Origin of the sequence: Pseudomonas sp. SK2 (assembly GCF_016772395.1) — a bacterium.
Lineage (GTDB): Bacteria > Pseudomonadota > Gammaproteobacteria > Pseudomonadales > Pseudomonadaceae > Aquipseudomonas > Aquipseudomonas taiwanensis.
Map to the genome: position 1 here is coordinate 351380 of NZ_CP061944.1, position 26821 is coordinate 378200.

Genomic DNA, 26821 nt, shown 5'->3' on the forward strand with positions numbered 1-26821 from the left:
GGTGACGCTGCATCTTGCGATGTCGGTGGGGAGGGGCGTGTTCGCTGCCTATTGGTCCTCCCCAAACTCCATCAACAGGTTTGTTTACATGCTCATACGTTTTACTCGTCCGCTCCGGCGAGGTTTGACGCTGGTCGAAATCATGATGGTGATGGCGACGCTTGGCATGCTGGGAGTGCTGGTGATGCTCAGCCTCCTGGTTCTCCCCGCTCAGCCCAGTGTGTTCACGGTGCGGGAAGACCTGAAGTCGATCGCCTCGGCGCTGGAGGTGTATCGACTGGACAATGGCACCTATCCCACCACGGCGCAGGGGCTTGAGGCGCTGGTCAAATTGCCTACCCGGCCACCCCTGCCAAGATTCTGGGATGCCCAAGGCTATTTGGCGTCATTGCCAGCCGACCCCTGGGGCTCTGCCTACCAGTACGAAATTCCGGGCACGCGCTCGAACCTGGACTATGACCTGTTCTCCTGGGGCGCCGACGGTGAAGCGGGTGGGGAAGGGGAAAACGCCGACGTTGGCAACTGGGCCGAGTGAGCCCACCGCCGAGCGATTAAGTTTCGCTTCAGCAGTGCTCGCTACTCTGAGGCCATCGAAACCCAAACAAGGACTTACCCTATGAAATTCCGTTACCTGGCCTTCCTGCTTGTGCCTGTGTTCAGCACCGCTGCCCTGGCTGCAGGCTACACCGGCCCCGGTGCCCAACCCGTGATCACCGTGGCAGCGGCCAACGAAGCCGCAGACGACACCCCGGTCGTACTGCAAGGGTTCGTGACCAAGAAGATCAACAACGACGACAAGTACGAATTCAAGGACAACACCGGCACCATCACCGTTGAAATCGACGATGAGGACCTGCCAGCAACGCCGTTCAACGAGAAGACCAAGGTAAAACTGACCGGCGAAGTGGAAAAGCACCTGATGAGCCGTGAGGTGGACGTGGACATCGTCGAGATCATCAACTGACTCGGTGCCTGCTGGGGCCGTTGCCCGGCCCTGGCTTCACGCTGTCTTGGTCGGCAATGTGCTCAGGTGCAGCGCCACCAGGAGTGCCACCGCCAAGAGGCTGCCGATGAACAGCCCGATTCCATTCCAGCCCGCATGGTGCCAGAACACACCACCTGCCGTCCCGGCCACGCTCGACCCCGCGTAATAGCAGAACAGGTACAGCGATGATGCCTGCCCTTTCGCCTTCAGTGCCCGACGGCCGATCCAGCTGCTGGCCACCGAGTGCGCACCGAAAAAGCCGAACGTGAACACCAGCATGCCGAGGATGACCATCGCCAACGGGCTGAACAAGGTCATCAACAAACCGCTGGCCATCACCAGGATACTGGCCCAGAACACCTTGCGCCGGCCCAGCTTGTCGGCCAGCGCGCCTACCTGCGCTGAACTGTAGATACCCGACAGGTACACCACCGACAGCAGGCCGACCAGCGCCTGGTTCATGTGGTAGGGCTCGGCCAGCAGGCGGTAGCCAATGTAGTTGAACAGGGTGACGAAAGCGCCCATCAGCAGGAAGGCTTCGAGAAACAGCCAGGGCAGGCCTGCGTCTTTGAAGTGCATGACGAAGCCATCCAGCAGGTTGCGCGGGTTCATGGCCTGCGGGCGGAAGTTGCGCGATTCGGGCAGCACTTTCCAGAACACCACCGCTGCCACCAGGGCCAGGCCGCCAATGGTCAGCATCGCCGTGTGCCAGCTGACGAAGTCGATCAGGACGCCGGTGATCAGCCGCCCACTCATGCCGCCAATGGCATTGCCGCCGATGTACAGGCCCATGGCCAGGCCGATGTGCTGGGGATGGATCTCTTCGCTCAAGTAAGTCATTGCCACCGCTGCCAGGCCGCTCAGCGACAGACCGACCAGTGCACGGGTTGCCAGTACCCCTTCCCAGGTCGGCATGACTGCGCTGGCCAAGGTCGACAGTGCCGCGCACAGCAGCGCGAACACCATCACCGGCTTGCGCCCGATGCGATCGGAAATCGGCCCGGTGATCAACAGTCCGAAGGCCAGCATGGCAGTCGAAACCGACAACACCAGGCTGCTCTGCGCGGCGTTGATGGCAAACTCCTTGGAGAGCAGCGGCATCATTGGCTGCACGCAGTACAACAGGGCGAAGGTGGCGAAGCCACCGCTGAACAGGGCCAGCACGGTCTTCATGAAGGCGGGGGTGCCTTTTTCGATCCAGGTGTCGTTGAAGGTCGTCGGGTCAGGTTCGGTAGGCTGGGAAGCTACAGCTGTTTTCACGGACAGGTACCTCAAGCGCGATGAAAAAAGCATATAGCTCGCTAATGATTACATCCAATATATTGTTCGACCTATTTGAGATGTTCTGCGACTTGATTGGAGCCCTTCATGGAACTGCGCCATCTGCGGTACTTCATTGCCGTGGCCGAAGAACTGCACTTTGGCCGTGCCGCTCAACAACTGGGAATCTCTCAGCCCCCTCTGAGCCAGCAGATCCAGGCATTGGAACTCGAGTTGGGGGCGCGTCTGTTCGAGCGCACCAACCGCCGCGTCGAACTGAGCGAAGCAGGACGCCTGTTTCTCGAGGAAGCGCGTCAAGTGCTGGCCCAGGTCGAGAAGGCGGCCGATGTGGCGCGTCGGGCTCAGTTGGGTGAGCTGGGTGAAATGAAGATCGGCTTCACCTCGTCGGCACCGTTCACTTCGAAGATCCCCAAGGCCATCCATGCGTTTCGCCAGCGCTTTCCCGCGGTGCATCTGAACCTGAAGGAAATGAGCAGCCGCGATGTTGCCGAAGGGGTGTTCGATGAGTCGATCGAGGTCGGCCTGATGCGTCCGATGCCCTTACCGGACGGGCTGGTAGCCACCGAGCTGTTTCGAGAGCCGCTGGTGGCGGTGATCAACGCATCGCACCCCTTGGCCGTTGGCACCGAGCGGGGAGTGCACATCGCGGCGCTGGCCCATGAACCGTTCGTGTTCTTCCCGCGTAGCTATGGCAGTGGCCTGTATGCGCAACTGCTGAACCTGGCGCGCGATGCCGGGTTCAGTCCGCACTTCGCCCAGGAGGCAGGTGAAGCGATGACCATCATTGGGCTGGTTTCAGCGGGCCTGGGGGTGTCGGTGTTGCCTGCTTCGTTCCAGCGCATGCAGATCGAGGGCGTTGTGTATCGCACCTTGCTGGACGAGGGGGCGACGAGCGCGGTGTGGCTGGTGCAGCGTGAGGGTGGTGGATCGGTCATGGCCAAGGCATTTGCCGAGCTGCTGACGGGGTTGTTGATGGGATGAAGGGCTGGGTAAGGGCGCAGCCCCGGCAACCCGGCGCCCACTGCAGGGGCCGGATCGCCGGCGCTTGGTCAGCCCCAGCGACGGAAGATCAGCGAAGTGTTGACCCCACCAAAGGCAAAGTTGTTGTTCATCACGTACTCGTGGCTCATGGTGCGAAAACCGCCGGTCAGGTAGTCCAGCTCGCCACAGCGCGGGTCGATGCGATCGAGGTTGAGGGTATGCACGTAGCGGTCGCTGTTCATCATCTCGATGCTGAACCACGACTCCAGTGCACCGCAGGCGCCCAAGGTGTGGCCTAGGAAACTCTTCTGCGAGCTGATGGGCATGCGTGGGCCGAACAGGCTGCTGGTGGCCAGGGTTTCGGCGATGTCACCCTGTTCGGTGGCGGTGCCGTGGCCGTTGACGTAGCCGATGGCGTCGGGTGCCAGGGCTGCGTCTTCCAGCGCCAGTTCCATGGCTCGGCGCATGGTGGCCTGCTCCGGTCGGGTGATGTGCTGGCCATCGGCATTGCTGCCAAAGCCCACCACCTCGGCATAGATCTTCGCCCCCCGCGCCAAGGCGTGCTCCAGCTCTTCGAGCACCAGCATCCCTGCGCCTTCGCCAATCACCAGGCCGTCGCGGTCGAGGTCGTAAGGCCTTGGGGTCAGGTGCGGCGTATCGTTCTTGAGGCTGGTGGCGTACAGCGCATCGAACACCATGGCTTCGGTGGGGCACAGCTCCTCGGCACCCCCGGCGAGCATCATCGGCAGACGACCGTACTTGATCGCCTCGTAGGCGTAGCCGATGCCCTGGCTGCCGCTGGTGCAGGCGCTGGAAGTGGGGATCAGGCGTCCGGTGAGGCCGAAGAAGATGCTGATATTGGCGGCAGTGGTGTGGGGCATCATGCGCACGTAGGAGTTGGCGTTCAGGCCGTCGGCCACTGCGTTCATCAGCATGTTGCCGAAGGTCTTGATCTCGTCGGTGCTGCCGGTGGATGAGCCGCAGGCTACCCCCATGCGCCCATCGCGGATGCTCGGGTCGTCGAGCAGCCCGGCGTCAGCCAGGGCGCGCTCGGCGCCAGCGACCGCCAGGCGCGAGACACGGCCCATGCTGCGCAGCTGCTTGCGGGTCCAGTGGCTGGGGACCTTGAAGTCATCGACCGGGCCGGCCAGGCGGGTATTGAGCTCTGCATAACGGTCCCACTCGTCCATGCGGCGGATCCCGCTGCGCTGGCTGGCGAAATGCCCGGCGATGGTGGCCCAGTCATTGCCCAAGGAGGTGATGCCGGCCATGCCGGTGACCACGACACGGCGCATCAGCACAACCCTCCATTGACCGCCAGGACCTGGCGGGTGATGTACGCGGCTTCAGGCGACATCAGGAAGTTCACCGCCCCGGCAACTTCTTCGGCCGTGCCCATGCGCCCGGCCGGGATCATCTTGAGCAACTCGTCCACGGGCACATGCTCGTCGAGCATGGCTGTGTCGATCAGGCCAGGGGCCACGCAGTTGACGGTGATGCGTCGTTTGCCCAGCTCGATGGCCAGCGCCTTGGCGGCGCCGATCAGGCCGGCTTTGGAGGCACTGTAGCTGACCTGGCCACGGTTGCCGATCAACCCCGACACCGAGGTGATGCAGACGATGCGGCCCGGCGCGCGGCGGCGGATCATGGGCATCGTCAGGGGATGCAAGACGTTGTAGAAGCCGTCCAGATTGGTGCGCATGACCTGGTCCCAATCCTCGTCGGTCAGTGCCGGGAACGCGCCGTCGCGGGTCAGCCCTGCGTTGCACACCACGCCATAGTAGGCACCGTGGGTTTCGACATCCTCTTCCAGGATGGTCTTGCACGCTGTGCGGTCAGCCACGTCGAATTGCAGCACCCGTGCCTGCTGGCCCAGAGCCCGGACCTCGGCGGCAACCGCGTCGGCTTCGGCACGGCCACTGCGGCAATGCAGCACCAGGTCGAAGCCTGCACGGGCCAGGCGCAGGGCGATGGCTCGGCCGATGCCGCGGCTGGAGCCTGTGACCAGGATGGTATCAGTCATGGGGGGACTCCTCTGGGTCTGCCTCGGCCAGATAATGGGCGGTTTGCGGCGGGCGATAGACATTCAGGCGCGCGGTGGCATGGATGCCGGGGCCACGCAGGTGGCACTCGAACACACCCATGCCGCTGTCATCTTCCAGTGAACGCAGGGCGTGAAGGTGCAGTTCGGTGCCCGCCGGGAAGTGTTCTACATCGCAGCTGTACTTGCGGGTGCCGAGCAGGAAACCCAACTCCACCGGTTGGCCTTGTCGACGCGCCCGGCAACCGGCGAAGGCGGCCACTGTCTGGGCCATCAGTTCGATCCCGAACCATGCCGGCAGGCTGCCGTCGGCGCGATTGAACAGGCCGCCGTGGCGCACGGTGGCGCGAGCATGAATCTGCTCGTCGTCGCAGCTGTCGACCTGGTCGATCAGAATCATGTCGCCAGCGTGTGGCAACAGCTCGGCCAGTGGCCAGGTGATCATGCGGTGTCTCCGAGAATCAGACTGACATTGTTGCCGCCGAAGGCGAACGAATTGCTCATCAACCGGCGTGGGTGCTGCGCTGGCAGCCGTTGTTGGCCGTCGACGAGGTTCAGCGCTGCCAGTTCAGGGTCGCGCTGGCCATCCCACACGTGGGGCGGCAGCAGCCCCTCAGGGTTGTGCTCGCTCAGCGTCAGCCAGCAGAACGCGGCTTCGAGCGCGCCAGCAGCACCCAGGGTGTGACCGGTCATGGGCTTGCTCGACGAACACGGCAGGTCGGCGCCGAACAGTGCGCTGACGGCCAGGCTTTCCATGGCGTCATTATGCACCGTGGCGGTGCCATGCAGGTTGAGGTAGTCGATCTGCGTTGGGGCCAGGCCTGCATTGTCCAAGGCTTTGGCCATGCACTGCAAGGCGCCGGCGCCAGTCGGGTCTGGCGCTGATATGTGGTGAGCGTCGGAACTGGCGCCGGCCCCGAGCAAGGCGATGGAGGGGCCTTCGTTGTTGACTTCACGGGTCATCAGGAACAGCGCAGCGGCCTCACCGATATTGATGCCGTTGCGGTTGATCGAGAACGGGTTGCAGCGCTGCTCGCTGATCGCTTCCAGCGCGCTGAAGCCATTGAGCGTAAGACCGCACAGGCTGTCGACACCGCCGCACAGCACCGCATCGCAGATACCCTGTCGCAGCAGTCGGCGAGCGCTTGCCAGGGCGCGGCCGCTGGAGGTGCAAGCGGTGGAGATCACGTAGGCCGGGCCGCTCAGTTGCAACCAGTCCGCCAGGAAGTTGGCCGGTGCACTCAGGGCCTGCTGGGCGTAGCGGTAGTCGTCCGGAAAGTGCTGTTGCCGAAGGTAATGGGCAATGCCTTCGGTGGCTTCGGCGATCCCCGAGGTGCTGGTGCCCAGTATGACCGCCACCCGGTGTGCACCATGGCGTGCGATGGCCTGGCGGATGGCAGGCTCGATCTGCAGGGCGGCGCTGTACAGCAGTTGATTGTTGCGGCTGTGCTGGTCAGGCAAGGGCAGTACGGGCAGTTGGCCGGGCACGGCACCGACGGGAGGTCGGCGGTCGGGTATCCAGCCGTCCTCGGGCTGCACGCCCGAGCAGTCGCCTGCGAACAGGCGGGCGGCGACTTCGGCCTGGCCGTGGCCCAGCGCGCAGACCACGCCCAGGGCGTTGAGGTAGGCAGTCATGGCAGGTTCTCGCTGGGCAAAGGGGCAATTACATAACGCAGGCCCTCACCGAGGTTCAAGTCGAATCCATCGGCGTCTCGATAAGCGATGTGCCAGCGGTCTTCCAGCCAGCGTTGCCCGCGCTGTTGGCGAGCGCCGGGGTAGAGCGCCTGCAATTGCTCGCCCGGAGTCAGGGCGAACAGCACGGCGGCGAACAGCTCGCGCGCCGCTGGATTGGGCGGTAAAAGGCCATCCGCCTGCCAGCGCTGGCCTTCGAGCAACTGACGGGCCTGGGGAATGCCGAGCAGGTCGAGCAGCGACCAGCGCAGGTGGCCGTCTTCACGTTGAATCACCAGTAGCCAGTCTTGTTGCTGCCCGGCCTGTTCGCGCCGGACGTGCAACTGCTGCGGCAGGTCGAGCGTAGGCAGGTGTGCCGGCAATGGTGGGCGTGCGCTGCAAGCGCCCAGCAGCGCACAAAAGGCAATCAGCAGCAGCTGTTTCATGCGTGCTCCAGGGGTTTGGCCCATGGGGCCAGTATGAAACTGAACACCAGGCCCAGGCTTACCGCCAGGCCGAAATTGCTCACCGCCGGTGTGCTGGAAAGCGCCAGCAGACCGAACGACAGCCAGGTGGTGAGTGCGGCCAGCAGCGTGCCCAGCAGACTCACAGCGGCCCCGCCGATCTGCTCGTGCATGAGGATCGCGTAGTCGACGCTGATGGCGGTGACCAGCAACAGGCCGAACAGGCTGAACAAGGTCAGCGGTTGTCCCAGCCAGCCCAGGCAGGCCAGGCTGCACAGGGCTGCCAGCAACGGCAGGGCGACGATGCGCAGGGCACCCCGCAGGCCGAATGGCAGCACCAGCAACAGCAGGATCAGCACGCACGACAACAGCTTGAGCTCGGCGGCGCTGAGCTGGGTGGCGGCGAATAGCTGGTTCAGTTCGCCGAGACGGTCCACCAGTTGCACCCCCTCCAGATCGTCGGTCTGCACACGCAGCAGCGCAGTATCGTTCAGGCCCTGCAAGCTGACGATGGCGGCCACCCCCGAGTCGGTCCGCCCCAGCCACAATGGCCGCCAGGCTTCGCCCAGCGGTCCCGCCAGTACCTGTTCGACGGTCAGTGTGGGTAGTTGCAGCAGGTGGTTCAGCTCGTTCTCCAGCGCCGCCTGCGGCACACCTAGCGCCTGCAGCGGTTGCCAATGCTCGCGCAGGACGGCCAGTGCCTGTTGGGTCTGCTGTTGTTCTGCCGGGCTTGCGACGATCTGGTCCAGGCTCATGTAGCCCTTGAGCTTACCCAGTTCGACCAGCTCGTCGAGCTTGGCGGACAGCGTCCCCAGGCGGTCGAGCAACTGCTGCGGGTCGCGGCCACGTACCAGGTAGAACTGGCTGGTGGGTTGGTAGCCGGTGATCCGCGCCACTGCCTGGGCTTGCGCCAGCAACTGGGGTGGGCTGCTGACCCACTGGCGGATGTCATTGCGGCTGTCGAGGCGCCACAGGCCGGCAGCGCAGAACAGCATCACCAGGACCAGCAGCACGGCACTGGGCATTTTGCGCAGCAGGCGTTCACGCCAGCGCATGAGCGTTTCGGCGACCTGTAGCGGCCAGTGCGCCGGGCGTAGTGCCACACCGTTCAGCAGGGCCGGCAGCAGGCATACCGCGCAGAGGTAGGCTCCGAGCAGGCCCGCGGCGGAAAACGCGGCAATCTGGGTCAGCGCCGGGAAGGGCGTGAACGCCAGGGCAAGGTAGCCGATGCAACTGGTCGCCAGGCTCAGGCTCAGGCCTGGAAGTGTCAGGCGCAAGGCGGGCCAGCTACGCCAGGGCTTGAGGCTCCAGCTCTTGGACAGATAGTGCAAAGGGTAGTCCACGGCTACACCAATCAGGCTCGAGCCCAGGACCAGCGTCATGACATGGATCTGGTCGAACAGCGCTACGCACACCACCGTCCCGAAGAGCACTCCCACCAGCACGGGAACGAAGGCCAACAGCCCGCGCCAGCGGCGAAACGCCAGCAGTAGCAACAGCAGAATGGCAAGGGTTGCGCCGCCACCGACCCAGGTGATTTCGCGGCTGGCTTGCTGTTGCCCGGCGGCGGCATACAGCAAGCCACTGGCGGCGACCAGTTGGGCGCCGGATTGCTCCGCTTGTTGGCGACTCTTGTCCACCAGGTCGGCCACTTGCAGCGGCAGGTTCAAGTCGAACGCATTGCCCTCGGTGCGTGCGCGCAGCAGCACCCAGTGCAGGCCCTCGGCGCTGGCCACCAGCGCGCCGCTGGCGGTATCCAGTTCTACGTTCGGCGGTTTCGGTTGGCTGGCCTGGATGCGCCCGGTCAGGCCTAGCCAGTCGTCCTGGCTGGGTACCAGGCTGAAACCGGTGAAGGGGTCGAACAGGCTTTGCACGCGCTGCTCGATGAAAACGTCTGGCTGGAGGCGCAGTTGCTGGCGGTCCTGGGGCGCAAGCATGGCCAGCCGCCCTTGCAGCAGCTGTTCGCGCACGGCGGCGAGGTCGGTTTGCAGGTTCCACTGCACCCTGCTGAATAAACCGCTGGCTTGCCACTGCGCGGCCAGATGCTCGGCGAGGGCGAGTGCCTGCTGGCGTTCGGTGTGGCCAACCAGCACCAGTATTTCGCGGTTGAGCGGCTCTTGTATGCGCAGTTCGGCGCGTTTGACCAGCGGGTCTTGGGTAGCGCCGGGCACCAGTGTCATCAGGTCGGCCGACATCGGCGCCCCACGGTGCCACTGCCAGCCAGCGACCGCGAGCACAATGAGCAACAACCCCAGGAAGGCGCGTGGGAGCAGGCGTTCAATCGGCAAGATCGCGGCGCTCCCTGTCGCTCAGGGCAGTCTCGGCGCTGCTTTCAGGCATGCGCAGGACGGTGCTGTCGCCTTGGGTTTCGCTGAGCTCGATGCGCTCGACGAACGAGCCACCGCTGATTTCGATGGCGCTGAATACCTGCTTGAGCAGCAGCGAGCGAGGCGTCAGGTGCAATGTCCAGTGCGCGGCATCGCCCGACAGGCTCAGGTCGAAGTCGCGTTGCAGGCCACTGCTGTCGCCCTGCAGTACGGCAAAGAACAGGCGGTTTTGTTCGGCTCCAGCGCTGCGGCTGGGCAATGTTTGCCAGCCGCTCGGATCGCGGCGGGCGATGCCGTCGGCGCGAATGCGGTAATCCTGGCGCAGCGGGGTTTGCAGCAGCCATAGCAGGCCGTGGTCGCGGGCCAGGATGAAGTGGCCCTTGCTCAGCAGTGGCTGGGGCAGGGCGCGCAGGTGCTTTTCCTGGATGAACGGGCCTTTGACGACTGCGGGCGTGCTGAGCTGTTTTTGCAGATCGTCCAGGCTGAATGCCAGGGTCAGCGGGCTGATGAACAGCAGGATGAGGACGGTGAGCGTGCACAACAGCGGGTGGACAGGGGTGGCGTGAGCAGGTGGCGCCGCGTCGCGCCTCTGTCGCGACGCAAGGCCACTCCCACGGAATCCGCGCAGTGGCTTCAGGCGTGTCGTGACGAGTCGATTCATGAGAGTACCTTGGCTACCGCGTCGAGCATCACCTGCGGCGAGGCCAGTTGCATCTCGCCGCTTTCCACATGTACGGCGACCTGCACGGTGCTGGCGCGGGTCATGCGCTCGCCCGTCTCGGCATCGCTGATCAGGTAATGGATCTTCAGGCGGTTTTCCCATTCCACCAAGCTGGCACGCACCTTCAGGCGCTGGCCGAAGGTGGCGCCGCGGATGTAGCGCAGCTGCAGGTCGATCACCGGCCAGATGTAGCCGCTGGCGTGCATTTGCAGGTAATTGTGCTCGAGTCGGTCGAGCAGCGCGCAGCGGGCCACTTCGAGGTATTTGACGTAGTGACCGTGCCAGACGATGTGCATGCTGTCGACGTCGAAGAAGGGTACGACGATTTCGCTGTCGACATGGAAGACGCCGGGGTTACGCATGCAACCTCCAGTGGCGCTGGGCGATGCGTTGCAGGCACAGGCGCAAGTCGCTTTCCAGGGCACGGTCTTCGACGACCGGAGCGAACTCCGCCACCAGCGCTTGATGCATCTGAGCCAAGGCTGGCGGCAACGGCCGTGCGTTGTCCTGGCGGCCACGCAGCCACACGCCCTGGTTGGCTGCCAGCAAGGCTGCGGCGGCGACCTGTTCGGTCAGCTCCAGCACCCGCAAGGCGTCACGGGCGGCGATGGTGCCCATGCTCACCTTGTCCTGGTTGTGGCATTCGGTGGAGCGCGAGAACACGCTGGCTGGCATGGTCTGCTTGAGTGCTTCGGCAGTCCAGGCGCTGGCACCGATCTGCACGGCCTTGAAACCGTGGTTGAGCATGGCTCGGTCGGCTTCGGCGCCGGACAGGTTGCTGGGCAGGCCATGGTTGTAACGTACGTCCACCAACAATGCGAGCTGGCGGTCGAGCAGGTCGGCGACGTTGGCGACCAGGGTCTTGAGGCTGTCCATGGCGAAGGCGATATGACCGCCATAGAAGTGCCCACCATGCAGCACCCGCTCGGCGTCGCCGTCGATGATCGGGTTGTCGTTGGCGCTGTTGAGCTCCGTCTCGATGAAGCCGCGCAGCCAGCCCAGGCTGTCGGCCAGCACGCCCAGCACATGGGGTGCGCAGCGCAGCGAATAGCGGTCCTGCAGACGATGCAGGGACGGTAACGGTGCGTCGATGGCGAGGTCCTGGCGGAGCCAGGCGGCAACCTGCATCTGTCCAGGGTGCGGCTTGGCGGCGAACAGGCGCTCGTCGAAATGCTCGGGGTTGCCTTGCAGGCCAATGACGTTGAGGGCGGTGATGCGCGTAGCCAGTTTCAGCAGGTAGTCGGCGCGGGCAAACGCCAGGCAGGCCAGGCCGGTCATCACCGCGGTGCCGTTCATCAGCGCCAGGGCTTCCTTGGGCCGCAGCACCAGTGGCTGCCAGCCCAGTTCGCGGTGCACGTCAGCGCTGCCACGGCGTTGACCTTGGTACATCACCTCGCGCTCGCCGGCCAACGTGGCCGCGACGTAGGACAGTGGCGTCAAGTCTCCGCTGGCGCCCACCGAGCCTTCTTCGGGAATCAGTGGGAGGATGTCGTGAGCGAGGAAATCACGCAGACGTTCGAGCAACTCCAGGCGCACCCCCGATACGCCGTGGCTCAGCGATCGCAGGCGGGCAGCCAGCACGGCGCGGGTTGCGGGGGCGTCCAGCAGGCGGCCCAGGCCACACCCATGGAAGGTGTAAAGGTGTTGTGGCAGGGCCTCCACATGCTCAAGCGGCACGGCGACCACGCAGGAGTCGCCGTAGCCGGTGGTTACGCCGTAGATTACGCCTTCCTTGTCCAGCAAGGTGTCCAGGAACCGCGCACCACGCGCGATACGCTCGCGGTACCGGGCATCGTCCTGCAGCCGCGCCGAGGCGCGGCACTCGGCCAGGGCCAGGATGTCTTCGATCGCCAGCGGCGACTCGCCGAACGTGACAGGTTCATGCGGATGCATCGTCATCGGTCTTCCAGAAGGGGTAGAAGTTGAACCACTGCAATGGCGCCTGGCTGCAGTATTGGCCCAGGCGTTCGGCATAGCGTGAGGCCCACTGGGCAATCACCTGGTCACGCTGGCCGCGGCGCCACTGCAGACGCTCGGCGAAGGGCTCCAGGGTGATGCGGTAGCGGCCTTGGCGCTTCAGGCAGAACAGTAGGTTGACCGGGCAATCGAGCAGGCCGGCCAGCAGCCAGGGGCCTTGCGGGAATGGCGCGGGCTGGCCGAGGAAGTCCACTTCGACCGTACGTGTGCCGTGCAGCGGCACGCGGTCGCCGGCAATGGCCAGCCACTCGCCGCGCTCCAGGCGCTCGGAGAGTTGCAGCATCACTGCCGGGTCCAGTTCGCTGACCTGGATCAGTCGCAGGTTGGTCGCGCCGGCCTCGCCCAGCAGGCGGTTGAAGCGCTCGGCATGGCGGGTGTGGACCAGCACGTTCATGGTCACCTGCTCGCCGATTTCAGCCAAGGCGCGGCACACTTCAAGATTACCCAGGTGCGCACCCACCAGCATCTGACCGCGCTCGCCGCGCAGTTGCTGACGCAGATGAGCGGGGTCGACGATGTCGATGTCTTCCAGCCGCAGCCGGCCATTCCATACGTCGAGCTTGTCCAGCAGGGCGTCGGCGAAGGCCATGAACTGGCGAAATACCTGGCGTTGGCTGGGCGCTGGGGTTTGCCCGCCATTCCAGCGATGCAGTCGCTGCTGGTACTGCCAGGCACTGCGCCGGGCGCGGCGGCCGAACACGAAGAAGTAGGCGACGATGATGCGTATCAGGGGGCCGAGCACACGCCGGCCACACAGCCGCACCAGGGCGGCGGTCAGTTTCATCAGCCAGAAACTGCCACGCTCCTGCTGATCGGCCCAGTGTTGCGAAGGATTGCTGCTCATCCACGCCACCTGCGCCAGAGAATCAGCGGTGCGCGCAGCAGCATGCCGAAGAACAGCTTGGCGTGCATTTTCGAGATCAGCGCATTGTCATGGAACAGGCGAAAGTGCGACAGGCCGTCCTGCGGGTAATGGACCCTGGTCGGCAGCCAGCGCATCGGCTGGTCGCGCCACGACAGGCGTACGAGAATCTCGGGGTCGAAGTCCATGCGCCGGCCGAGTTTGACGCTATCGATCATCGCCAGGGTTGGCGGCAGCGGGTACACGCGAAAGCCGCACATCGAGTCCGGTATCTGCAGCGACAGGCTGTTGATCCATACCCACACGTGGGTGAGGTAACGGGCATACAGACGGCCCTTGGGCACGCTGGCGTCGTACTGTGGATAACCGCATACCAGCGCCTGTGGATAAGCCTGCGACTGTTCGAGGAAGCGGCGAACATCGGTCAGGTCATGCTGGCCGTCGGCGTCCACTTGCAAGGCATGGCTGAACCCCAGCCGTGAAGCTTCACGCAGCCCGGCCATGACCGCGCCACCTTTGCCCTGGTTGGTCGCGAGCGTGACCAGGTGCACGTCAGGATGCAGGGCCAGTTGGCGCAGCACCTGGGCGCAAGGCGCATGACTGGCGTCGTCGACCAACACGCAGGGCAGGCCCGCGTCAAGCAAGTCGGCCACCACTGCTGGAACGGCCAGTTCGTGGTTGTACACCGGGATCACCGCGCAAGGCTTATGCACAGGCAGTCTCCATCAGGATGCGGCCACTGGAGCAGGCCTGCCCGGCGCAGCTGTAGGCGAAATACAGTTTGCCGCGCTCACCATCCCAGCGCAGGTTCAGCACCAGTTCATCGCCAGGGCGCACCACATGCTGGAACTTGAGCACTTCCATGCCGGCGAAGCGGTAGCCCGGCAGCAGGTGTTCGCTGGCCAGGGCGATGGCCCAGTCGATCTGCACCACGCCGGGCAGCACCGGGGCTTCTGGGAAGTGACCGGCAAAGCATGCCAGGTCCACGGGGACGACCAGGGTCAGGTGCAGTTCATCGCCTTCATGGCGCTGCTCCAACACCTCAGGCGTCATGTTGCGCGGCGCCAGCAACAAGGCCTGGACGTCGGCCCGTGGCATTTTGCCCTGCGCATTGAGCGGCAGTTGCCGCAGCAGCCGCCAGCGTCGTGGCAGGGCCAAGGGCTCGCAATGCCCCGCCAGGTGCGCCCGCAGGCGCTCGACCAACGCCTTGCGGCCCTTGCTGCGCAGCGCGTGCAGGCCAGAGGGGGTCAGCACTACCAGCGCGGCGAGGTAGGCGCGGCCGTGTTCGACCATGCCCAGCCGGGCTTCACCGACCCAGGCGTGGGCGCATAGCGCCTGTTCGAGCATGGGCAGGGAGATGCGTTTCTCTTCCAGCTTGACGATGCGGTCGAGACGGCCGAGCAGATGGAAGCGCCCGTCATCGGCGAACGCGACGGCGTCAGCACTCTGCTCGACATGGCCTGCGGGTAAGTATGGCGAAGCGATGCACAAGGCGCCTCGTGCGTCCTGGCTCAGGCGTACATCGGCAAATGGCTGCCACAATGCTTCACCCTGACGCCAGGCAATACCACCTGTCTCCGAGCTGCCGAGGATTTCCGTCGGCCATTGGCCCAGACGCTGCTGCAGGCGATGGGCGGCGTCGGCCGGCAATTCACCGCCGGAGGAAAACACCTGGCGGACCTGGCCCAGGGCTGCCCAGTCGAGATTGTCGCCCATGCGCTTGAGCAGGGCCGGGCTGGCCACCCAGGCGAAGGCAGGATGGGCCAGGCTGGCGCGCTGCAAGTCTTCAGGGAAGGGCAATTGGCGCCGTTCGAAGCCGCGCCCGGCACACAGCGGCCAGAGCACGCGGAACAACAGCCCGTAGATGTGCTGGGTGGCGACACTGCCGACGATCCATGCATCGCCCAGGGTGTGGCCCCACAGTCGCTCCAGGGCCTGGACTTCATTGGCCAGCTGACGAAGGCACTTGTCGATGCGCTTGGGTTCGCCGCTGGAGCCAGAAGTGCACAGGCTGATGCGGCATCGGTCCAGGTCGAGGTCGGCAGGCGTTAGCGGCTCGCCGAGCAAGGAGGCGAAGTCCAGGTCACCGGGCTGGTCGCTGAGCCACAGGTCTACCTGACTGTGCCAGCGCTCGCGGGTCGCCGGTTGCAGGTCCGAAGGCAGCAACACCTCGACATCGGCGCGCCAGGCACCCAGCAAGGCGGCGGCGAGTTCGGCAGCATCTTCCAGGTGCACAGCCAGCTGTTTCACGCCACGCTGGCGCAGGCCGCCGGCCAGGCGCAGTGCCTGTTGGCTCAACTGGGCATGATCCAGGCTCGGGCACTGGCTCACCTGGCGCGGCGCATCCAGCGGGCGCAGCAGGTGTTCGAGGTTGATCCAGTTCATGAGCGTCCTCGCACACGTTGTCTTACCCACCATTCGACCGCGAACAGCAGCCCCATTGCGGCATAGGCGATCACGCCGTTGTACAGCGTCCACCAGCGCAGTGGCGCCCACAGGGTCAGGCTCGCGGCGATCAGGCCGTTGATCACGAAAAACAGGCACCATACCTGCGTTACCTGGCGGGTGTAGTGCACCGCTGCCGGGGGAAGTTGCGGCTCCTGCAGACGGGCCAGGCGCTCGACCAGCGGCATGCCGTGCACCAGGCTGGTGCCGAACAGGACGAGCATGAAGGCATTGACCAGCACTGGGTACCAGCGCAGCAGCTGCTGGCTGTCGGACAGACCCAGGGCGGCGCAGAACGCCAGCGCCGCCGCGGCCATCCACACAGCGCCCGGGCGACGTGGCGTACTCAGCGCACGGGCCAGCCACAGGGCGCCAAGCAGCACGCCGAACTGCCAGGGGGCGAAACGGGCCATGCCGAAATGCACCGCGAAGGGATACAGCACGCCGGCCAGCAACAGGCCGAGGCCGATCAGTCGCTTCATGCCGCGTTGTTGACCAGGCGGTACACCGCTTCGACCACGTCATTGACGGTACGCACTGCCTTGAAGTCTTCGGCGGCGATTTTCTTTCCGGTCTGGCGCTTGATGTGGTCGAGCAGGTCGATGGCATCGATGCTGTCGATTTCCAGGTCCTGGTACAGGTTGGCATCGAGGTTGATGCTGGCGGGGTCGAGCTCGAACAGCTCGACCAGGGCGTCGCGCAGGGTATTGAAGATATCTTCGCGGGTTTGCATGGTGCAGTCTCAGGCAGCCTTACGGGCAGTGACGAACGCGGCCAAGGTGGCGACGTTACGGAAATGGTTGCGGGTGTCCTTGGCATCGGCGTCGATCTTGAAGCCATAGCGCTTCTGCAGTGCCAGGCCCAATTCCAGTGCATCCACCGAGTCCAGGCCCAGGCCTTCGCCAAACAGCGGTTGCTGGTCGTCGATGTCCTGTACGCCGATGTCTTCAAGGCCGAGGGCGTCGATGATCAGTTGCTTGAGGTCACGGTGCAGGTCGTGTTGTGGATCGCTCATCTGTGGCGAGCTCCTTGAGGTAGTACTGATGCAGGTAGTCGTTCAGCTTGCGTGATGCTTGAGGCGCCGGCCCCTGTGTGGCGAAGGCCTGAGGGTCGATATCGGCGCCGACCGTGAGGGTGAAGTGCACGCGACGGCTGGGGATGCGGTACCAGGGTTCGTTCTTGGTCAGGGTGGTCGGGCTGACCTTGATGGTCACCGGCGTGATGATATTCGCACCCCGCAAGGCAATCGCGGCGGCGCCGCGATGAAAGGCCGGTACCTGGCCGGGCGGGGTGCGCGTACCTTCCGGGAATATGATCAACGGCTGTCCTTGGCGCAACACGTCCACGGCTTCTTCGAGCATGTCCATGCTGCCGTCGTTGCCAATGTACTGGGCCTCGCCGACCGGGCCACGGGTGAATGGGTTGTCGAACAGGCTGTGCTTGACCACGCAATTGGCCTGGCGCACCAGGCCGATGAGAAAGACCACATCGATCAGCGACGGGTGGTTGGCGATGATCAGCTGACCAGGGCGGCCCAGGCGTTCGGCGCCAATGACCTGGTAGGTCAAGACGCCAGCGCCCTTCATGAAGCGAATGAAGTGCCAGAACAGCCAACCGATGGTTTGCCGGGCACGCTGGCGGTGGCGTTCGCGACCGCCCGGCATACAGGCCAACAGGGGGAACACCAGCAGCCGCAGGCACAGGCCGCCGAGCCCGAATACGGCAAAGCTCAAGGCGGTGGCCAGCAGGCGCCAGTAGTAGGCATCGCGGGGGCGGTTCACGGCTGTCGTTGCCAGGTCCATACACGACGCTTCACGGTGTGGGTGACGGTATTCTGGTCGGTCAGCGAAGCACGCAGCCAGCTCAGGGCATGGGGCAATGCGGTGCCTTGGTCCGCCGGCGTCTGGCCCAGGGTGAGCTGCCATTGTTGGCCGGATGTCAGCAACAGGCCCAGGGCGTAGGAAAAGGGTACGTCGTCGATCCAGTTGCGGTAGGCCTCGGGTGGTCGCTCTTCGGTGATGATCAGCAGCACGGCCGGGGCGCCCTCGGCCAGCAAGGCCGCAGCTTCGATCACGCCCTGCTCGAAGCCATCCTGCTCGGCTGCCAGCGCGGTCATCTCGCTGGTTTCACTGCGCATGATCGACCACAGGCCGATCACCGCATTGTGCACCGACAGGCTGAACTGGGTGGGCGACAGCGGCTGTTGCTCGGCCAGCTCGCTGAGCATCGCGAAGGTCCGTGGGGTTTCTCCATGGCGCGAGACGAACACCAGCGGCAGTGCATCGTGGCCCTCGGCCAGCGGCCAGCCGACGGCAAATGCCATGCGGGCCAGCAGGCTCAGGCGACGGCGCTGCATGGCCGGCAAAAACGAAACATCGGGAGGCGGCCCGTCGCTCTGCGACGGCTGCGTGCCGTGTGCCCAGGCGTGCCAGTCGGCAGGTGTCTGCAACCCTGGGGACCAGGCGCGCCATTGGCTGATATCGAAGCTGATCACGATAGTGTTGACTTTCCGCCCTGAGGAACTTCCTTGTCGAGGGAATCACTCGAAACAACGACCTGACAGGGTTGGCGCAATCGCCGAGTGGCGCGCATTATCCCGGTGCTGGCGGCGTGTAGCAAATGTTGGTTAGCTGATTGCCATCAGACAATGGGCAGAGGCGATTGCGTCAAGTCCGACCGCGGGCTTGCGTGATTTCCGATGGACGGTATGAAGAGGTTGTCGGTCGCCGTTCGCTCAAGTTGAGCGAATAGGTGCTGGTCATTGCGCAGACGCCGCCACATACTCGGGCATTCGTTGATACACGGAGGTCTCTCATGCGGCGCGTGGTGTTCAATCAGAAAGGTGGCGTGGGCAAGTCGAGCATCGCCTGCAACCTGGCGGCAGTCAGTGCCAGCGAAGGTTACCGGACCCTGTTGATCGACCTGGATGCCCAGGCGAATTCGACTCAGTACCTCACCGGCCTCACCGGCGAGGACATTCCCATGGGCATTGCCGACTTCTTCAAGCAGAGCCTGTCCAGCGGCCCGTTCAGCAAGAAGAACAAGGTCGATATCTACGAAACGCCGTTTGACAACCTTCATGTGGTGACGGCGACGGCCGAACTGGCCGACCTTCAGCCCAAGCTCGAGGCCAAGCACAAGATCAACAAGCTGCGTAAGTTGCTCGACGATCTGGACGAGGACTACGAGCGCATCTACATCGATACGCCCCCTGCACTCAATTTCTATGCGGTTTCTGCGCTGATTGCCGCTGATCGCGTGCTTATTCCCTTCGATTGCGACAGTTTCTCGCGTCAGGCGCTGTATGGCCTGCTGGCCGAGATCGAAGAGCTCAAGGACGACCACAACGAGGACCTGGTGGTCGAAGGCATCGTGGTCAATCAGTTCCAGTCCCGCGCCAGCCTGCCTCAGCAGATGCTCGACGAACTGCTGGCCGAGGGTCTTCCGGTGCTACCGGTATATCTGGGCAGTTCGGTGAAGATGCGCGAATCGCACCATGCCAGCCTGCCGCTGATCCACTTGGAGCCACGGCACAAGCTCACGCAGCAGTTTGTCGAGTTGCATGACCTTCTTGAGGAAAATGGGTGATCTGCGACGCCTGCCAGAGCGAGCGCCGCCTGCGCGGCGCATCGCGAGCGAGGCTCGCTCCTACAGGCGTACGGCGCGGTATCGAGTCAAATCAAAAAGGCGGCCGCGCGCGACTGTTACAGGCATCATTGGCCCGAAACAAACGTGGCGAGCTTTGCTCGCGATGCGCCGCGCGGGCGGCGCTCGATCTCACAGCCGACCCTAAACCCCCTGGCTGCGCAGCCATTCCAGCAGTGTCTGCAGTGGAAACGCCCCGGCCTGGCGGGCGACTTCGCGGCCGTTCTTGAACAGGATCAGGCTGGGGATCGAGCGGATGCCCAACTGGCCTGCCAGGTTGCGGTTGGCTTCGCTGTCGAGCTTGGCCAGGCGGCAGCGGCCCTGAAGCTGGCGAGCGGCCTGTTCGAAGGTGGGGGCGAAGGATTTGCAGGGGCCGCACCAGTCCGCCCAGACGTCCAGCAGCAGTGGCAAGTCGCCTTTGATCTGGCTGGCATAGCTGCTTTCGGTGAGCGCGAAGGGTTTGCTCAGCAGCACGTCCTGTTTGCAACGCCCGCATTTGGGCGCGTCGCCCAGGCGGGCGGCGGGCAGGCGGTTGAGGCCGTTGCAGTGGGGGCAGGGGATCAGCAGCGGGTCGGACATGAGGGCTCCTTGGGTGTTTGTTCTGGCCTTGTCGCCGGCCGTGTGAATCAGGACGAGCAGCTGATTTCCAGGTGCTTGCCCCACTCAGGTGGCCGTTCGGCATAGGCCTGCATGCCGGGTTGTTCGTCGAACGGCCGGCTCAGCACCAGGTGCAGTCGCCTCACTTCACTGTAATCCCCTGCCTCGGCCGCTTCGATAGCTTTCTGCGCCAAATAGTTACGCAGCACATACAGCGGGTTCACCGCATGCATGCGTTCACGCCGTCCGTCGGCATTACCGGCTTCCCGTTGGCAGCGCGCCAGGTAGTCCACGCCCCAGGCATCGAAGCCGGCCAGGTCGACGAAATCGTCGCGCACCGCCTTCAAGGCATCGGCCACCGGTTGCTCGCCCAGCCTGCGGAAGAACAGGTTGTAGTCCACGCCACCGCTTTGCATACGCTGCAGCAGTCGTTCGACCAGCGCCAGGTCGTCATCCTCGGCAGTGGTCAGGCCCAGGCGCCGCCGCATCAGGTCCAGGTAATGTGCCTGGTACAACGGCAGGAACAATTCCAGCGCTTGTTTGAGCGGTTCCACCTCGATCACCGTGGTCAAGGCCTGGGCCAGCGCGCTGAGGTTCCAGTGGGCGATAGGTACCTGGTTGCTGTAGCTGTAGCGGCCACGGTCATCGGAGTGGTTGCAGATGAAGTTGGCGTCGAAGTCGTCGAGGAAAGCGTAAGGGCCAAAGTCGAAGGTGATGCCGAGGATCGACATGTTGTCGGTGTTCATCACCCCGTGACAGAAGCCATAGGCCTGCCAGCGGGCGATCAGTTCGGCATTGCGCTCGACGATGGTACGGAACATCGCAAGGTAAGGCTGTTCGGCCTCGCGGCACTCGGGGTAGTGCTGTTCCAGTACATGGTCGAGGAGTATGCGCTGCTGCTCGGGTTGGCGGGTGTAGTAAAAATACTCGAAATGACCAAAGCGAACGTGGCTTGGCGCCAGACGCATCAGCATGGCGGCGCTTTCGCGGGTTTCGCGCCACACTGGAGTGCTCGAACCTACCACGCACAAGGCTCGGCTGCTGGGAATGCCGAGGGCGTGCAGGGCCTCGGAGGCGAGGAACTCGCGGATCGACGAGCGCAACACGGCGCGGCCGTCGCCCATGCGCGAGTACGGCGTCTGGCCGGCACCCTTGAGGTGCAGGTCCCAGTGCTCGCCGGCATCGTTCAGTACCTCGGCCAACAGCAGGCCGCGGCCATCGCCCAGGCGCGGATTGTAGGAGCCGAACTGGTGGCCTGAATACACCATCGCTCGCGGGTCGGCTTCTTCCCACAGCTTGTGACCGCTGAACAGCTCGGCGAACAGCGGGGATTGGGCCTCTGTTGGGTCGAGGTCGAGCAGTGCCATGGCCGACTCGCTCGCCACTACCAGGCGCGGCTCGGCGATGGGCTCGGGCAGTACCTGGGTGGAGAACGCATCGCCCAGGCGGGCGAAGCGGTTGTCGAAGCTGAGTTGGTCGAGGGTTTTCACGGGCGGCTCCTGAGTGGGGTGCCTGGGGCCGCTTCACGGCCCAATCGCTGGCGAGCCTGCTCCCCACAGGGCAGTTGCAGGAGCGGGATCGCCTGTGATCGAGGGCATCGCCCTCGCAGGGATTGTGCACAGCATAAAGGATTCGAACCCACTCAGGCCGGTTGAGCTCCATCCGGTTTCGGTTGCTCCATCGGAATCAGCTGCTGCTTGCCACCCTTGGGATCTATCAGGAACACCTCGACCTGGCGTACCGAGATCTTGATGTTGTGTGCCTTGAACTCACGGTTGATGTAGCGGTTGATCTCATCCAGGGTCGGGTTGCGGTCGCCCAGGTCGCGCACATGCATGCGCAGTTCGTGGTCGAGCGAGCTTTCGCCGAAGTTGAGGAAGTACACGATCGGCTCAGGGTCCTTGAGTACCCGCGGGTTCTCATGGGCGCCCTTGAGCAGAATCTCACGGACCAGGTCCAGGTCCGAACCGTAGTCGATACCCAGCTTCAGGGTTACCCGGGTGACCGTGTCCGTCAGCGACCAGTTGATCAGCTGGCCGGTGATGAAGGTCTTGTTGGGGACGATGATGTCCTTGCGGTCGAAGTCGGTGATGGTGGTGGCGCGGATGCGGATCTTGCTCACCGTGCCGGACAGATTGCCGATGGTGATGGTGTCGCCGATTCGTACCGGGCGCTCGAACAGGATCATGATGCCGGAGATGAAGTTGGCGAAGATTTCCTGCATGCCGAAGCCCAAGCCAACCGACAGCGCCGCCACCAGCCATTGCAGCTTGTCCCAGCTCACGCCAAGGGTCGACAGCGTAGTCACGATACCGACGCCGACAATGGTGTACGACAGCAGCGTGGTGGTGGCATAGGCACTGCCTTGCGCCAGGTTCAGGCGTGACAGTACCAGCACCTCCAGCAAACCGGGCAGGTTGCGGGCGAGGGCGAAGGTAATGCCCACGATCACCAGCGCGCCCAGCAGGTCGCCCAGGCTGATGGGCACCATGCTGGCGTTGGCGCCGGTGCCGCTGGTGTATTCGTACAAGGTGAAGTTGTTCAGGTATGCGAACACCGAGATGAGGTCTGCCCAAACCCAGTACAGGCCGGCGATGAAACCACCGAGCAAGGCCAGTCGGATCAGGCGCAGGGACTGCTGGTTGACCTGTTCGATATCCAGGGTCGGCTCTTCGGTGACGACCTCGCCATCGAGGCCCTCCTTGGCCGCCGCACGTTTGCTCAGGGCACGCTGGTACGCCAGGCGCCGCGCGGCAACCGACAGGCCGCGCACGAAGGCGGCTTCGATCACCAGCCAGAACAGCAGCAGGTACAGGGTGTAGATCAGGCGATCGGTAAGCTTCAGGGCGGTGTAGTAGTAGCCGAAGCACACCGCCACGAACAAGGCGATGGGCAGGGCGGTGAAGGCAACCCCGACGGCCTTGCGGAACAGCGACGTGTCGCGGTGAGCAGGGCTACTCAGCAGCAGGCGGCTGAGCAACCAGGCCATCAGTGCGTAGCACGCCAGCACCACGCCGATGCCTAGCACATCGTCGGCCAGTGCCGAGGGCTGGTGCTCGGCGACCGCCACCACACCGACCAAAGCCAGCACCACGGAGCCCAGGCGGCGCACCCAGCCCCGCAGGAACTCGACCTGCGGCTTGTACCAGCGGAAGTGAATTTCCGCCACGCCACCCGGGGCGAGGATGCGGTAGGCGGTGTAGAACACAAGCCACGCCTGTGCCAGCTGCCACAGCGCCGCGCCGAGGTTGGCGTTCTGACCACGTGCATCGATCTGCAAGGCATAGCTGCACAAGGCCAGGCCCAAGCTGACTGGCATGGCAAGGAGGATGTTGATAAGGATGGCCTGCGGCGTGTGCCACTGGCTGTCGCGGCGGAAGTGGCCGATGTCCTGATGCACCTTGCCCAGGCGCTGGTAGAGGTACTTGCGTCGCCACAGCAGCCCGCCAATCACCAGCAGCAATGGCAGGAACAACAGCGGTCGCTGGCCCAAGCCGTCGGCCAGCTCCTTGAGGCCCGACCCCCAGGGCAGGCTGGCAACCTGAGCGGTGAAGCGCTCGGGTACGTAGCGCAGCCAGTCCCAATCCAGCGGCTTGTTGCTGGGAATCCAGAACATCTGCTCTTCGAGGGTGGTGCGCAGCCCTTGTGCGGTGCTGAGCAACTGCTTCTGGTTCAGTTGCAGGGTGATCGACTCATTGAGCAACGCCGACAGTTCGCGGTTCAAGCGTTCGAGCAGGTCGCTGCGGGTGATCGCCACTTCCAGCAGGGCCTTGCGCAGTTGCGGGGTGACGTCGTCCGGCGGCTGGTTGGCCAGCAGCTTGTCGACATAGCTCACCGGGCTGCTCATCTGCTCGCGTTGCTGGTTGATCTCGAACTGGTACAGGCGAATGTCGGCGATCTGGTCGGCCAGGTCGCGGTCGAGCTTCAGGTGCGGCAGTGCCTGCTTCTGCTTGTAGAGGATCTTCGACAGCAGCAGGCTGCCCTTGAGCACGTTGATCTGTTCATCCAGGGCTTGGTCGGCCTGGGTCAGGCTGTCGAGTTGCTGTTTGGTGCGCAGGTTCTGCTGGGTCAGCTCGTTGAGGCGGTCGGTGCTCTTGAGCAGATAGTCGGAGAGCTTGAGGTTGGCGGCACTCTCGTTGGCCAACAAGGTGCTGCCGCCAGCCTTCTGCGCCTCGATCGACTGCTGGGTGACGGTCTGCTGGGACTGGGCCAGGCGCTTGTCGTTGATCAGCGTCTGCAGGTCCTGGATTTCCTGCTCAAGGCGCGCTGCGCGTTCGATCAACAGGTCGTGCCGGGCGTTGCCCAGGTCTTGCAGCAAGCCGTTGCCGGCCAGCTCCTGGCGACGCAGCAGGGTCAGGGCATTGAGCGATGCCAGCTCGGCGTTGAGCTGGTTGCGTTGGTCGGCGTTGAGTGGCTTGCCGTTGTCCTTGCCGTTCTTGAGGCTGCTGTTGATCTGCTGGGTGCGGGTCTGGTTGTTGCTGATTTCGGCCTGGGCCCGCTCCGGCCGGGTCTGCGAACTGATGATCAGGCTGTTGGCTTCGGACAAGGCCTTTTGCAACTCGCCTTGTTGGGTGCTGCGCTCGCTGAGCAGTTGTTCAAGCTGAGGCACTGTGAAGTTGGCATAGCGCTGGGCCACCGGCAATGGCTTGCTGTCCTTGAGCTTGGCCAGTTCGCGTTGGCTGTCGGTGGTTTCTTTCGGCGCTGTGGCCAGTTGTTGCTTCAGCGCAGTGAGCTTCTTCTCGCTGTCTTCCTTGCTGGCCAGCAGGCTCAGGGTCTGTTCGAGAACCTGCTGCAGGGCCTTCTGTTCGGCCTCGGGCAATTTGCGCTCGGCGATCTTGTCGAGGCTGTTCTGGATGCTGGCGGTGGTCGGGACCTCGGCCGCGGTGGCCGCGAACGAGAGGGACAGGCACAGCCCGAACAGGGCTGCGCGAAGGTGCGCGCGCAGGGACATAGGCAGACTACATTGTGGATCGGGCAGAATCGGAGTTTAGAGGAACAAGCCCGGGCCGGGTCGGGTTCCTTCGGGGAATCTGACGCCGACTTTCTGGACATTGTTCCCGTCCATGGTCGCGACGGTCCAGATGGTGCCATGCCATTCGACCTGGTCGCCTACTACTGGAGCGCCTCCGACCTTCTGTCGGATGAACTGCGCCAGTGGCATTTTTGCGTCGAGACCATCGAGTTTCAGGCCGTAAAGCGCCGCCACCGCACCCAGTTCGGCATCGCCTTCGAGGACGAAGTCGCCGAAGAAGCGCAGGTCGAGGCCGCGCTGCGGCGCCTGGCTGAACAATTTGCCCAGGGCTGGAAGGTTATGTTCATGGCCAATCACGCAGAGCATGTCGCCGACTTCCAGCACGGTGCTCCCGGAGGGGTGCAGCAACTGCTCGCCCCTGAACAATGCGGCGATGCGCGTGCCTTCGGGCATCTTCAGCTCACGCAGGGCGGCGCCGATGCACCATTTCTCGGCGCCCAGGCGATAGACGAACAACTCCCACTCGCTGGTGACGTGCACCTCCAGTGCGGAGCGGGAAATCGGCGCAGGGTCTGGCGGTACGGTGACCTTGAGCAGCTTGGCCATCCACGGCAGGCTGGTGCCTTGGACCAGCAGCGACACCAGGACGATGAAGAAGGCCAGGTTGAAGAACAGCTGGGCGTCCGGCAAGCCCGCCATGAGCGGAAACACCGCCAGGATGATGGGTACCGCGCCGCGCAGGCCGACCCACGAGATGAAGGCCTTCTCGCGGCCATGGAAGGCCTTGAATGGCAGCAGGCTGGCCACTACCGAAAGCGGGCGGGCCACCAGGATCATCCACAGCGCAAGGCCAAGTGCAGGCAGGGCGATGGGGAGCAGGTCATGAGGGGTTACCAGCAGGCCCAGGACCAGGAACATGCCGATCTGCGCCAGCCAGGCCATGCCGTCGAGCATGTGCAGAATGCCGTGGCGGCTGCGAATGGGTTTGTTGCCCAGCACCAGGCCGCACAGGTAGACGGCGAGGAAGCCGCTGCCATGCAGGGCGTTGGTCAGCGAGAACACCACCAGGCCGCCTGCCACCACGAGGATCGGGTACAGGCCACCGGCCAGGTTGATGCGGTTGACCAGTTGCAGCATCAGCCAGCCACCGCCCAGGCCCAGCAGGCCACCGATACCGAACTCGCGGATCAGGTGGGTCAGCAGGCTCCAGTGCAGGCCAGTCTGGCCGCTGGCGATCATGTCGATCAGGGTGACGGTGAGAAACACCGCCATGGGGTCGTTGCTGCCCGACTCGATCTCCAGCGTCGCCGTCACCCGCTCGTTCAGGCCCTTGCCGCCCAGCAGCGAGAACACCGCCGCGGCGTCTGTGGAGCCAACGATGGCGCCGATCAGCAGGCCCTGGATCAGGTTCAGGTCGAACAGCCAGGCAGCGACCATGCCCGTCAGGCCGGTGGTGATCAGCACGCCGACGGTGGCCAGCGACAGGGCCGGCCACAGGGCTACGCGGAAGCTCGCCACCCGTGTACGCAGGCCGCCATCGAGCAGGATCACGGCCAATGCCAGGTTACCCACCAGGTAGGCGGTCGGGTAGTTGTTGAAGATGATGCCGCCACCGTCCACGCCCGCGACCATGCCGACGGCGAGGATGATGACCAGGATGGGGATGCCCAGGCGCGAAGATAGCGAGCTGACCAGAATACTTGCGCCCACCAGCAATGCGCCGATCAGGAACAGGCTGTTGATGGTGCTTGCATCCAAAGGCAGGTACTCCGGGACATCGCGAGAGAAGGGACTTGCGAGAATGAACTAGCAGGTCGCGTGCCAACTGATTCTAACCTGATGAATTAGCAGG

General features: G+C 64.2%; 26 protein-coding genes. 4 read left to right on the forward strand and 22 right to left on the reverse strand.

Going from position 1 to position 26821, the window contains the following annotated elements; all coding sequences use genetic code 11:
* Nucleotides 1-88 precede the first annotated feature (88 nt).
* Nucleotides 89-535 (forward strand): type II secretion system major pseudopilin GspG, encoded by a 447-nt coding sequence (gene gspG, locus IF103_RS01555; RefSeq protein ID WP_027907913.1) that lies wholly within the window; start codon nucleotides 89-91, stop codon nucleotides 533-535.
* 81 nt (nucleotides 536-616) lie between these two features.
* Nucleotides 617-964: a YgiW/YdeI family stress tolerance OB fold protein gene (locus IF103_RS01560; RefSeq protein WP_104882279.1), complete on the forward strand. Its 348-nt coding sequence runs from the start codon at nucleotides 617-619 to the stop codon at nucleotides 962-964.
* Between the two features lie 36 nt (nucleotides 965-1000).
* On the opposite strand, the gene IF103_RS01565 is transcribed toward IF103_RS01560, so the two are convergent.
* The gene (locus tag IF103_RS01565) at nucleotides 1001-2245 is read right to left on the reverse strand and encodes an MFS transporter (protein ID WP_023378236.1); all 1245 of its coding nucleotides are present in this window, start codon (nucleotides 2243-2245) and stop codon (nucleotides 1001-1003) included.
* Between the two features lie 108 nt (nucleotides 2246-2353).
* Here IF103_RS01565 and IF103_RS01570 point away from each other — a divergent pair, with 108 nt between their 5' ends.
* Nucleotides 2354-3247, forward strand: a complete 894-nt coding sequence (locus tag IF103_RS01570) for a LysR family transcriptional regulator (protein ID WP_027907915.1) — start codon at nucleotides 2354-2356, stop codon at nucleotides 3245-3247.
* A gap of 68 nt (nucleotides 3248-3315) precedes the next feature.
* Here IF103_RS01570 and IF103_RS01575 read toward each other — a convergent pair whose 3' ends face one another.
* From IF103_RS01575 to IF103_RS01655, 17 genes are read right to left on the reverse strand one after another with little or no spacing between them, the layout of a single operon-like run.
* Nucleotides 3316-4542 (reverse strand): beta-ketoacyl-ACP synthase, encoded by a 1227-nt coding sequence (locus IF103_RS01575; RefSeq protein WP_023378238.1) that lies wholly within the window; start codon nucleotides 4540-4542, stop codon nucleotides 3316-3318.
* A complete protein-coding gene (fabG, locus tag IF103_RS01580) occupies nucleotides 4542-5270 on the reverse strand; it encodes a 3-oxoacyl-ACP reductase FabG (RefSeq protein WP_202675817.1) in 729 nt (242 codons plus the stop codon). The genes IF103_RS01575 and fabG overlap by 1 nt, the downstream gene beginning before the upstream one ends.
* Nucleotides 5263-5733: a hotdog family protein gene (locus IF103_RS01585; RefSeq protein ID WP_202675818.1), complete on the reverse strand. Its 471-nt coding sequence runs from the start codon at nucleotides 5731-5733 to the stop codon at nucleotides 5263-5265. The genes fabG and IF103_RS01585 overlap by 8 nt, the downstream gene beginning before the upstream one ends.
* A complete protein-coding gene (locus IF103_RS01590) occupies nucleotides 5730-6923 on the reverse strand; it encodes a beta-ketoacyl-[acyl-carrier-protein] synthase family protein (protein WP_049818833.1) in 1194 nt (397 codons plus the stop codon). The genes IF103_RS01585 and IF103_RS01590 overlap by 4 nt, the downstream gene beginning before the upstream one ends.
* Nucleotides 6920-7405, reverse strand: coding sequence for a hypothetical protein (locus IF103_RS01595; RefSeq protein WP_023378242.1), 486 nt, complete (start codon nucleotides 7403-7405; stop codon nucleotides 6920-6922). The genes IF103_RS01590 and IF103_RS01595 overlap by 4 nt, the downstream gene beginning before the upstream one ends.
* Complete coding sequence (locus IF103_RS01600) at nucleotides 7402-9711, reverse strand: MMPL family transporter (protein WP_202675819.1); 2310 nt, start codon at nucleotides 9709-9711, stop codon at nucleotides 7402-7404. The genes IF103_RS01595 and IF103_RS01600 overlap by 4 nt, the downstream gene beginning before the upstream one ends.
* Nucleotides 9701-10411, reverse strand: a complete 711-nt coding sequence (locus IF103_RS01605) for an outer membrane lipoprotein carrier protein LolA (RefSeq protein ID WP_202675820.1) — start codon at nucleotides 10409-10411, stop codon at nucleotides 9701-9703. The genes IF103_RS01600 and IF103_RS01605 overlap by 11 nt, the downstream gene beginning before the upstream one ends.
* Nucleotides 10408-10833 carry an acyl-CoA thioesterase gene (locus IF103_RS01610; protein ID WP_023378245.1) on the reverse strand — a complete coding sequence of 142 codons (426 nt, stop codon included), beginning with the start codon at nucleotides 10831-10833 and terminating at the stop codon, nucleotides 10408-10410. The genes IF103_RS01605 and IF103_RS01610 overlap by 4 nt, the downstream gene beginning before the upstream one ends.
* Nucleotides 10826-12370 carry an HAL/PAL/TAL family ammonia-lyase gene (locus IF103_RS01615; RefSeq protein WP_104883040.1) on the reverse strand — a complete coding sequence of 515 codons (1545 nt, stop codon included), beginning with the start codon at nucleotides 12368-12370 and terminating at the stop codon, nucleotides 10826-10828. The genes IF103_RS01610 and IF103_RS01615 overlap by 8 nt, the downstream gene beginning before the upstream one ends.
* On the reverse strand, nucleotides 12351-13292 hold the full coding sequence (locus tag IF103_RS01620) for a lysophospholipid acyltransferase family protein (protein WP_023378247.1): 942 nt from the start codon (nucleotides 13290-13292) through the stop codon (nucleotides 12351-12353). The genes IF103_RS01615 and IF103_RS01620 overlap by 20 nt, the downstream gene beginning before the upstream one ends.
* The gene (locus tag IF103_RS01625; RefSeq protein WP_023378248.1) at nucleotides 13289-14023 is read right to left on the reverse strand and encodes a glycosyltransferase family 2 protein; all 735 of its coding nucleotides are present in this window, start codon (nucleotides 14021-14023) and stop codon (nucleotides 13289-13291) included. Before IF103_RS01625 ends, IF103_RS01620 begins: the two co-directional genes overlap by 4 nt.
* Entirely contained in the window at nucleotides 14016-15695 is a 1680-nt protein-coding gene (locus IF103_RS01630) for an ApeI family dehydratase (RefSeq protein ID WP_202675821.1), read from the reverse strand. Before IF103_RS01630 ends, IF103_RS01625 begins: the two co-directional genes overlap by 8 nt.
* Nucleotides 15692-16237 carry a COG4648 family protein gene (locus tag IF103_RS01635; RefSeq protein ID WP_027907920.1) on the reverse strand — a complete coding sequence of 182 codons (546 nt, stop codon included), beginning with the start codon at nucleotides 16235-16237 and terminating at the stop codon, nucleotides 15692-15694. Before IF103_RS01635 ends, IF103_RS01630 begins: the two co-directional genes overlap by 4 nt.
* On the reverse strand, nucleotides 16234-16488 hold the full coding sequence (locus IF103_RS01640) for an acyl carrier protein (RefSeq protein WP_202675822.1): 255 nt from the start codon (nucleotides 16486-16488) through the stop codon (nucleotides 16234-16236). The genes IF103_RS01635 and IF103_RS01640 overlap by 4 nt, the downstream gene beginning before the upstream one ends.
* Before the next feature lie 9 nt (nucleotides 16489-16497).
* The gene (locus IF103_RS01645; RefSeq protein WP_023378252.1) at nucleotides 16498-16770 is read right to left on the reverse strand and encodes a phosphopantetheine-binding protein; all 273 of its coding nucleotides are present in this window, start codon (nucleotides 16768-16770) and stop codon (nucleotides 16498-16500) included.
* Nucleotides 16739-17557, reverse strand: coding sequence for a lysophospholipid acyltransferase family protein (locus IF103_RS01650; protein ID WP_023378253.1), 819 nt, complete (start codon nucleotides 17555-17557; stop codon nucleotides 16739-16741). The genes IF103_RS01645 and IF103_RS01650 overlap by 32 nt, the downstream gene beginning before the upstream one ends.
* Nucleotides 17533-18249 carry a beta-ketoacyl synthase chain length factor gene (locus IF103_RS01655; RefSeq protein WP_202675823.1) on the reverse strand — a complete coding sequence of 239 codons (717 nt, stop codon included), beginning with the start codon at nucleotides 18247-18249 and terminating at the stop codon, nucleotides 17533-17535. The genes IF103_RS01650 and IF103_RS01655 overlap by 25 nt, the downstream gene beginning before the upstream one ends.
* A 320-nt stretch (nucleotides 18250-18569) precedes the next feature.
* Here IF103_RS01655 and IF103_RS01660 point away from each other — a divergent pair, with 320 nt between their 5' ends.
* Entirely contained in the window at nucleotides 18570-19343 is a 774-nt protein-coding gene (locus tag IF103_RS01660; RefSeq protein ID WP_023378255.1) for a ParA family protein, read from the forward strand.
* A 201-nt stretch (nucleotides 19344-19544) separates the two neighbouring features.
* Here IF103_RS01660 and trxC read toward each other — a convergent pair whose 3' ends face one another.
* The 4 genes from trxC to IF103_RS01680 form a co-directional block, all read right to left on the reverse strand.
* Nucleotides 19545-19979, reverse strand: a complete 435-nt coding sequence (gene trxC / locus IF103_RS01665; RefSeq protein WP_023378256.1) for a thioredoxin TrxC — start codon at nucleotides 19977-19979, stop codon at nucleotides 19545-19547.
* A gap of 47 nt (nucleotides 19980-20026) precedes the next feature.
* A complete protein-coding gene (selO, locus tag IF103_RS01670) occupies nucleotides 20027-21487 on the reverse strand; it encodes a protein adenylyltransferase SelO (RefSeq protein WP_023378257.1) in 1461 nt (486 codons plus the stop codon).
* A 152-nt stretch (nucleotides 21488-21639) separates the two neighbouring features.
* A complete protein-coding gene (gene mscK, locus IF103_RS01675; protein ID WP_023378258.1) occupies nucleotides 21640-24948 on the reverse strand; it encodes a mechanosensitive channel MscK in 3309 nt (1102 codons plus the stop codon).
* A 36-nt stretch (nucleotides 24949-24984) separates the two neighbouring features.
* Nucleotides 24985-26727, reverse strand: a complete 1743-nt coding sequence (locus tag IF103_RS01680) for a potassium/proton antiporter (RefSeq protein WP_023378259.1) — start codon at nucleotides 26725-26727, stop codon at nucleotides 24985-24987.
* Nucleotides 26728-26821 lie beyond the last annotated feature (94 nt).

Excerpts from the sequence above, each read along its gene's own strand:
- IF103_RS01585 (WP_202675818.1), bottom strand. The coding sequence starts at position 5,733 with ATGATCACCTGGCCACTGGCCGAGCTGTTGCCACACGCTGGCGACATG.
- trxC (WP_023378256.1), bottom strand. The coding sequence starts at position 19,979 with ATGTCCGACCCGCTGCTGATCCCCTGCCCCCACTGCAACGGCCTCAAC.
- IF103_RS01575 (WP_023378238.1), bottom strand. The coding sequence starts at position 4,542 with ATGCGCCGTGTCGTGGTCACCGGCATGGCCGGCATCACCTCCTTGGGC.
- mscK (WP_023378258.1), bottom strand. The coding sequence starts at position 24,948 with ATGTCCCTGCGCGCGCACCTTCGCGCAGCCCTGTTCGGGCTGTGCCTG.
- IF103_RS01645 (WP_023378252.1), bottom strand. The coding sequence starts at position 16,770 with ATGAGCGATCCACAACACGACCTGCACCGTGACCTCAAGCAACTGATC.
- fabG (WP_202675817.1), bottom strand. The coding sequence starts at position 5,270 with ATGACTGATACCATCCTGGTCACAGGCTCCAGCCGCGGCATCGGCCGA.
- IF103_RS01590 (WP_049818833.1), bottom strand. The coding sequence starts at position 6,923 with ATGACTGCCTACCTCAACGCCCTGGGCGTGGTCTGCGCGCTGGGCCAC.
- IF103_RS01640 (WP_202675822.1), bottom strand. The coding sequence starts at position 16,488 with ATGCAAACCCGCGAAGATATCTTCAATACCCTGCGCGACGCCCTGGTC.
- IF103_RS01630 (WP_202675821.1), bottom strand. The coding sequence starts at position 15,695 with ATGAACTGGATCAACCTCGAACACCTGCTGCGCCCGCTGGATGCGCCG.
- IF103_RS01560 (WP_104882279.1), top strand. The coding sequence starts at position 617 with ATGAAATTCCGTTACCTGGCCTTCCTGCTTGTGCCTGTGTTCAGCACC.
- gspG (WP_027907913.1), top strand. The coding sequence starts at position 89 with ATGCTCATACGTTTTACTCGTCCGCTCCGGCGAGGTTTGACGCTGGTC.
- IF103_RS01610 (WP_023378245.1), bottom strand. The coding sequence starts at position 10,833 with ATGCGTAACCCCGGCGTCTTCCATGTCGACAGCGAAATCGTCGTACCC.
- IF103_RS01660 (WP_023378255.1), top strand. The coding sequence starts at position 18,570 with ATGCGGCGCGTGGTGTTCAATCAGAAAGGTGGCGTGGGCAAGTCGAGC.
- IF103_RS01650 (WP_023378253.1), bottom strand. The coding sequence starts at position 17,557 with ATGGACCTGGCAACGACAGCCGTGAACCGCCCCCGCGATGCCTACTAC.
- IF103_RS01605 (WP_202675820.1), bottom strand. The coding sequence starts at position 10,411 with ATGAATCGACTCGTCACGACACGCCTGAAGCCACTGCGCGGATTCCGT.
- IF103_RS01595 (WP_023378242.1), bottom strand. The coding sequence starts at position 7,405 with ATGAAACAGCTGCTGCTGATTGCCTTTTGTGCGCTGCTGGGCGCTTGC.
- IF103_RS01635 (WP_027907920.1), bottom strand. The coding sequence starts at position 16,237 with ATGAAGCGACTGATCGGCCTCGGCCTGTTGCTGGCCGGCGTGCTGTAT.
- IF103_RS01570 (WP_027907915.1), top strand. The coding sequence starts at position 2,354 with ATGGAACTGCGCCATCTGCGGTACTTCATTGCCGTGGCCGAAGAACTG.
- IF103_RS01620 (WP_023378247.1), bottom strand. The coding sequence starts at position 13,292 with ATGAGCAGCAATCCTTCGCAACACTGGGCCGATCAGCAGGAGCGTGGC.
- IF103_RS01615 (WP_104883040.1), bottom strand. The coding sequence starts at position 12,370 with ATGACGATGCATCCGCATGAACCTGTCACGTTCGGCGAGTCGCCGCTG.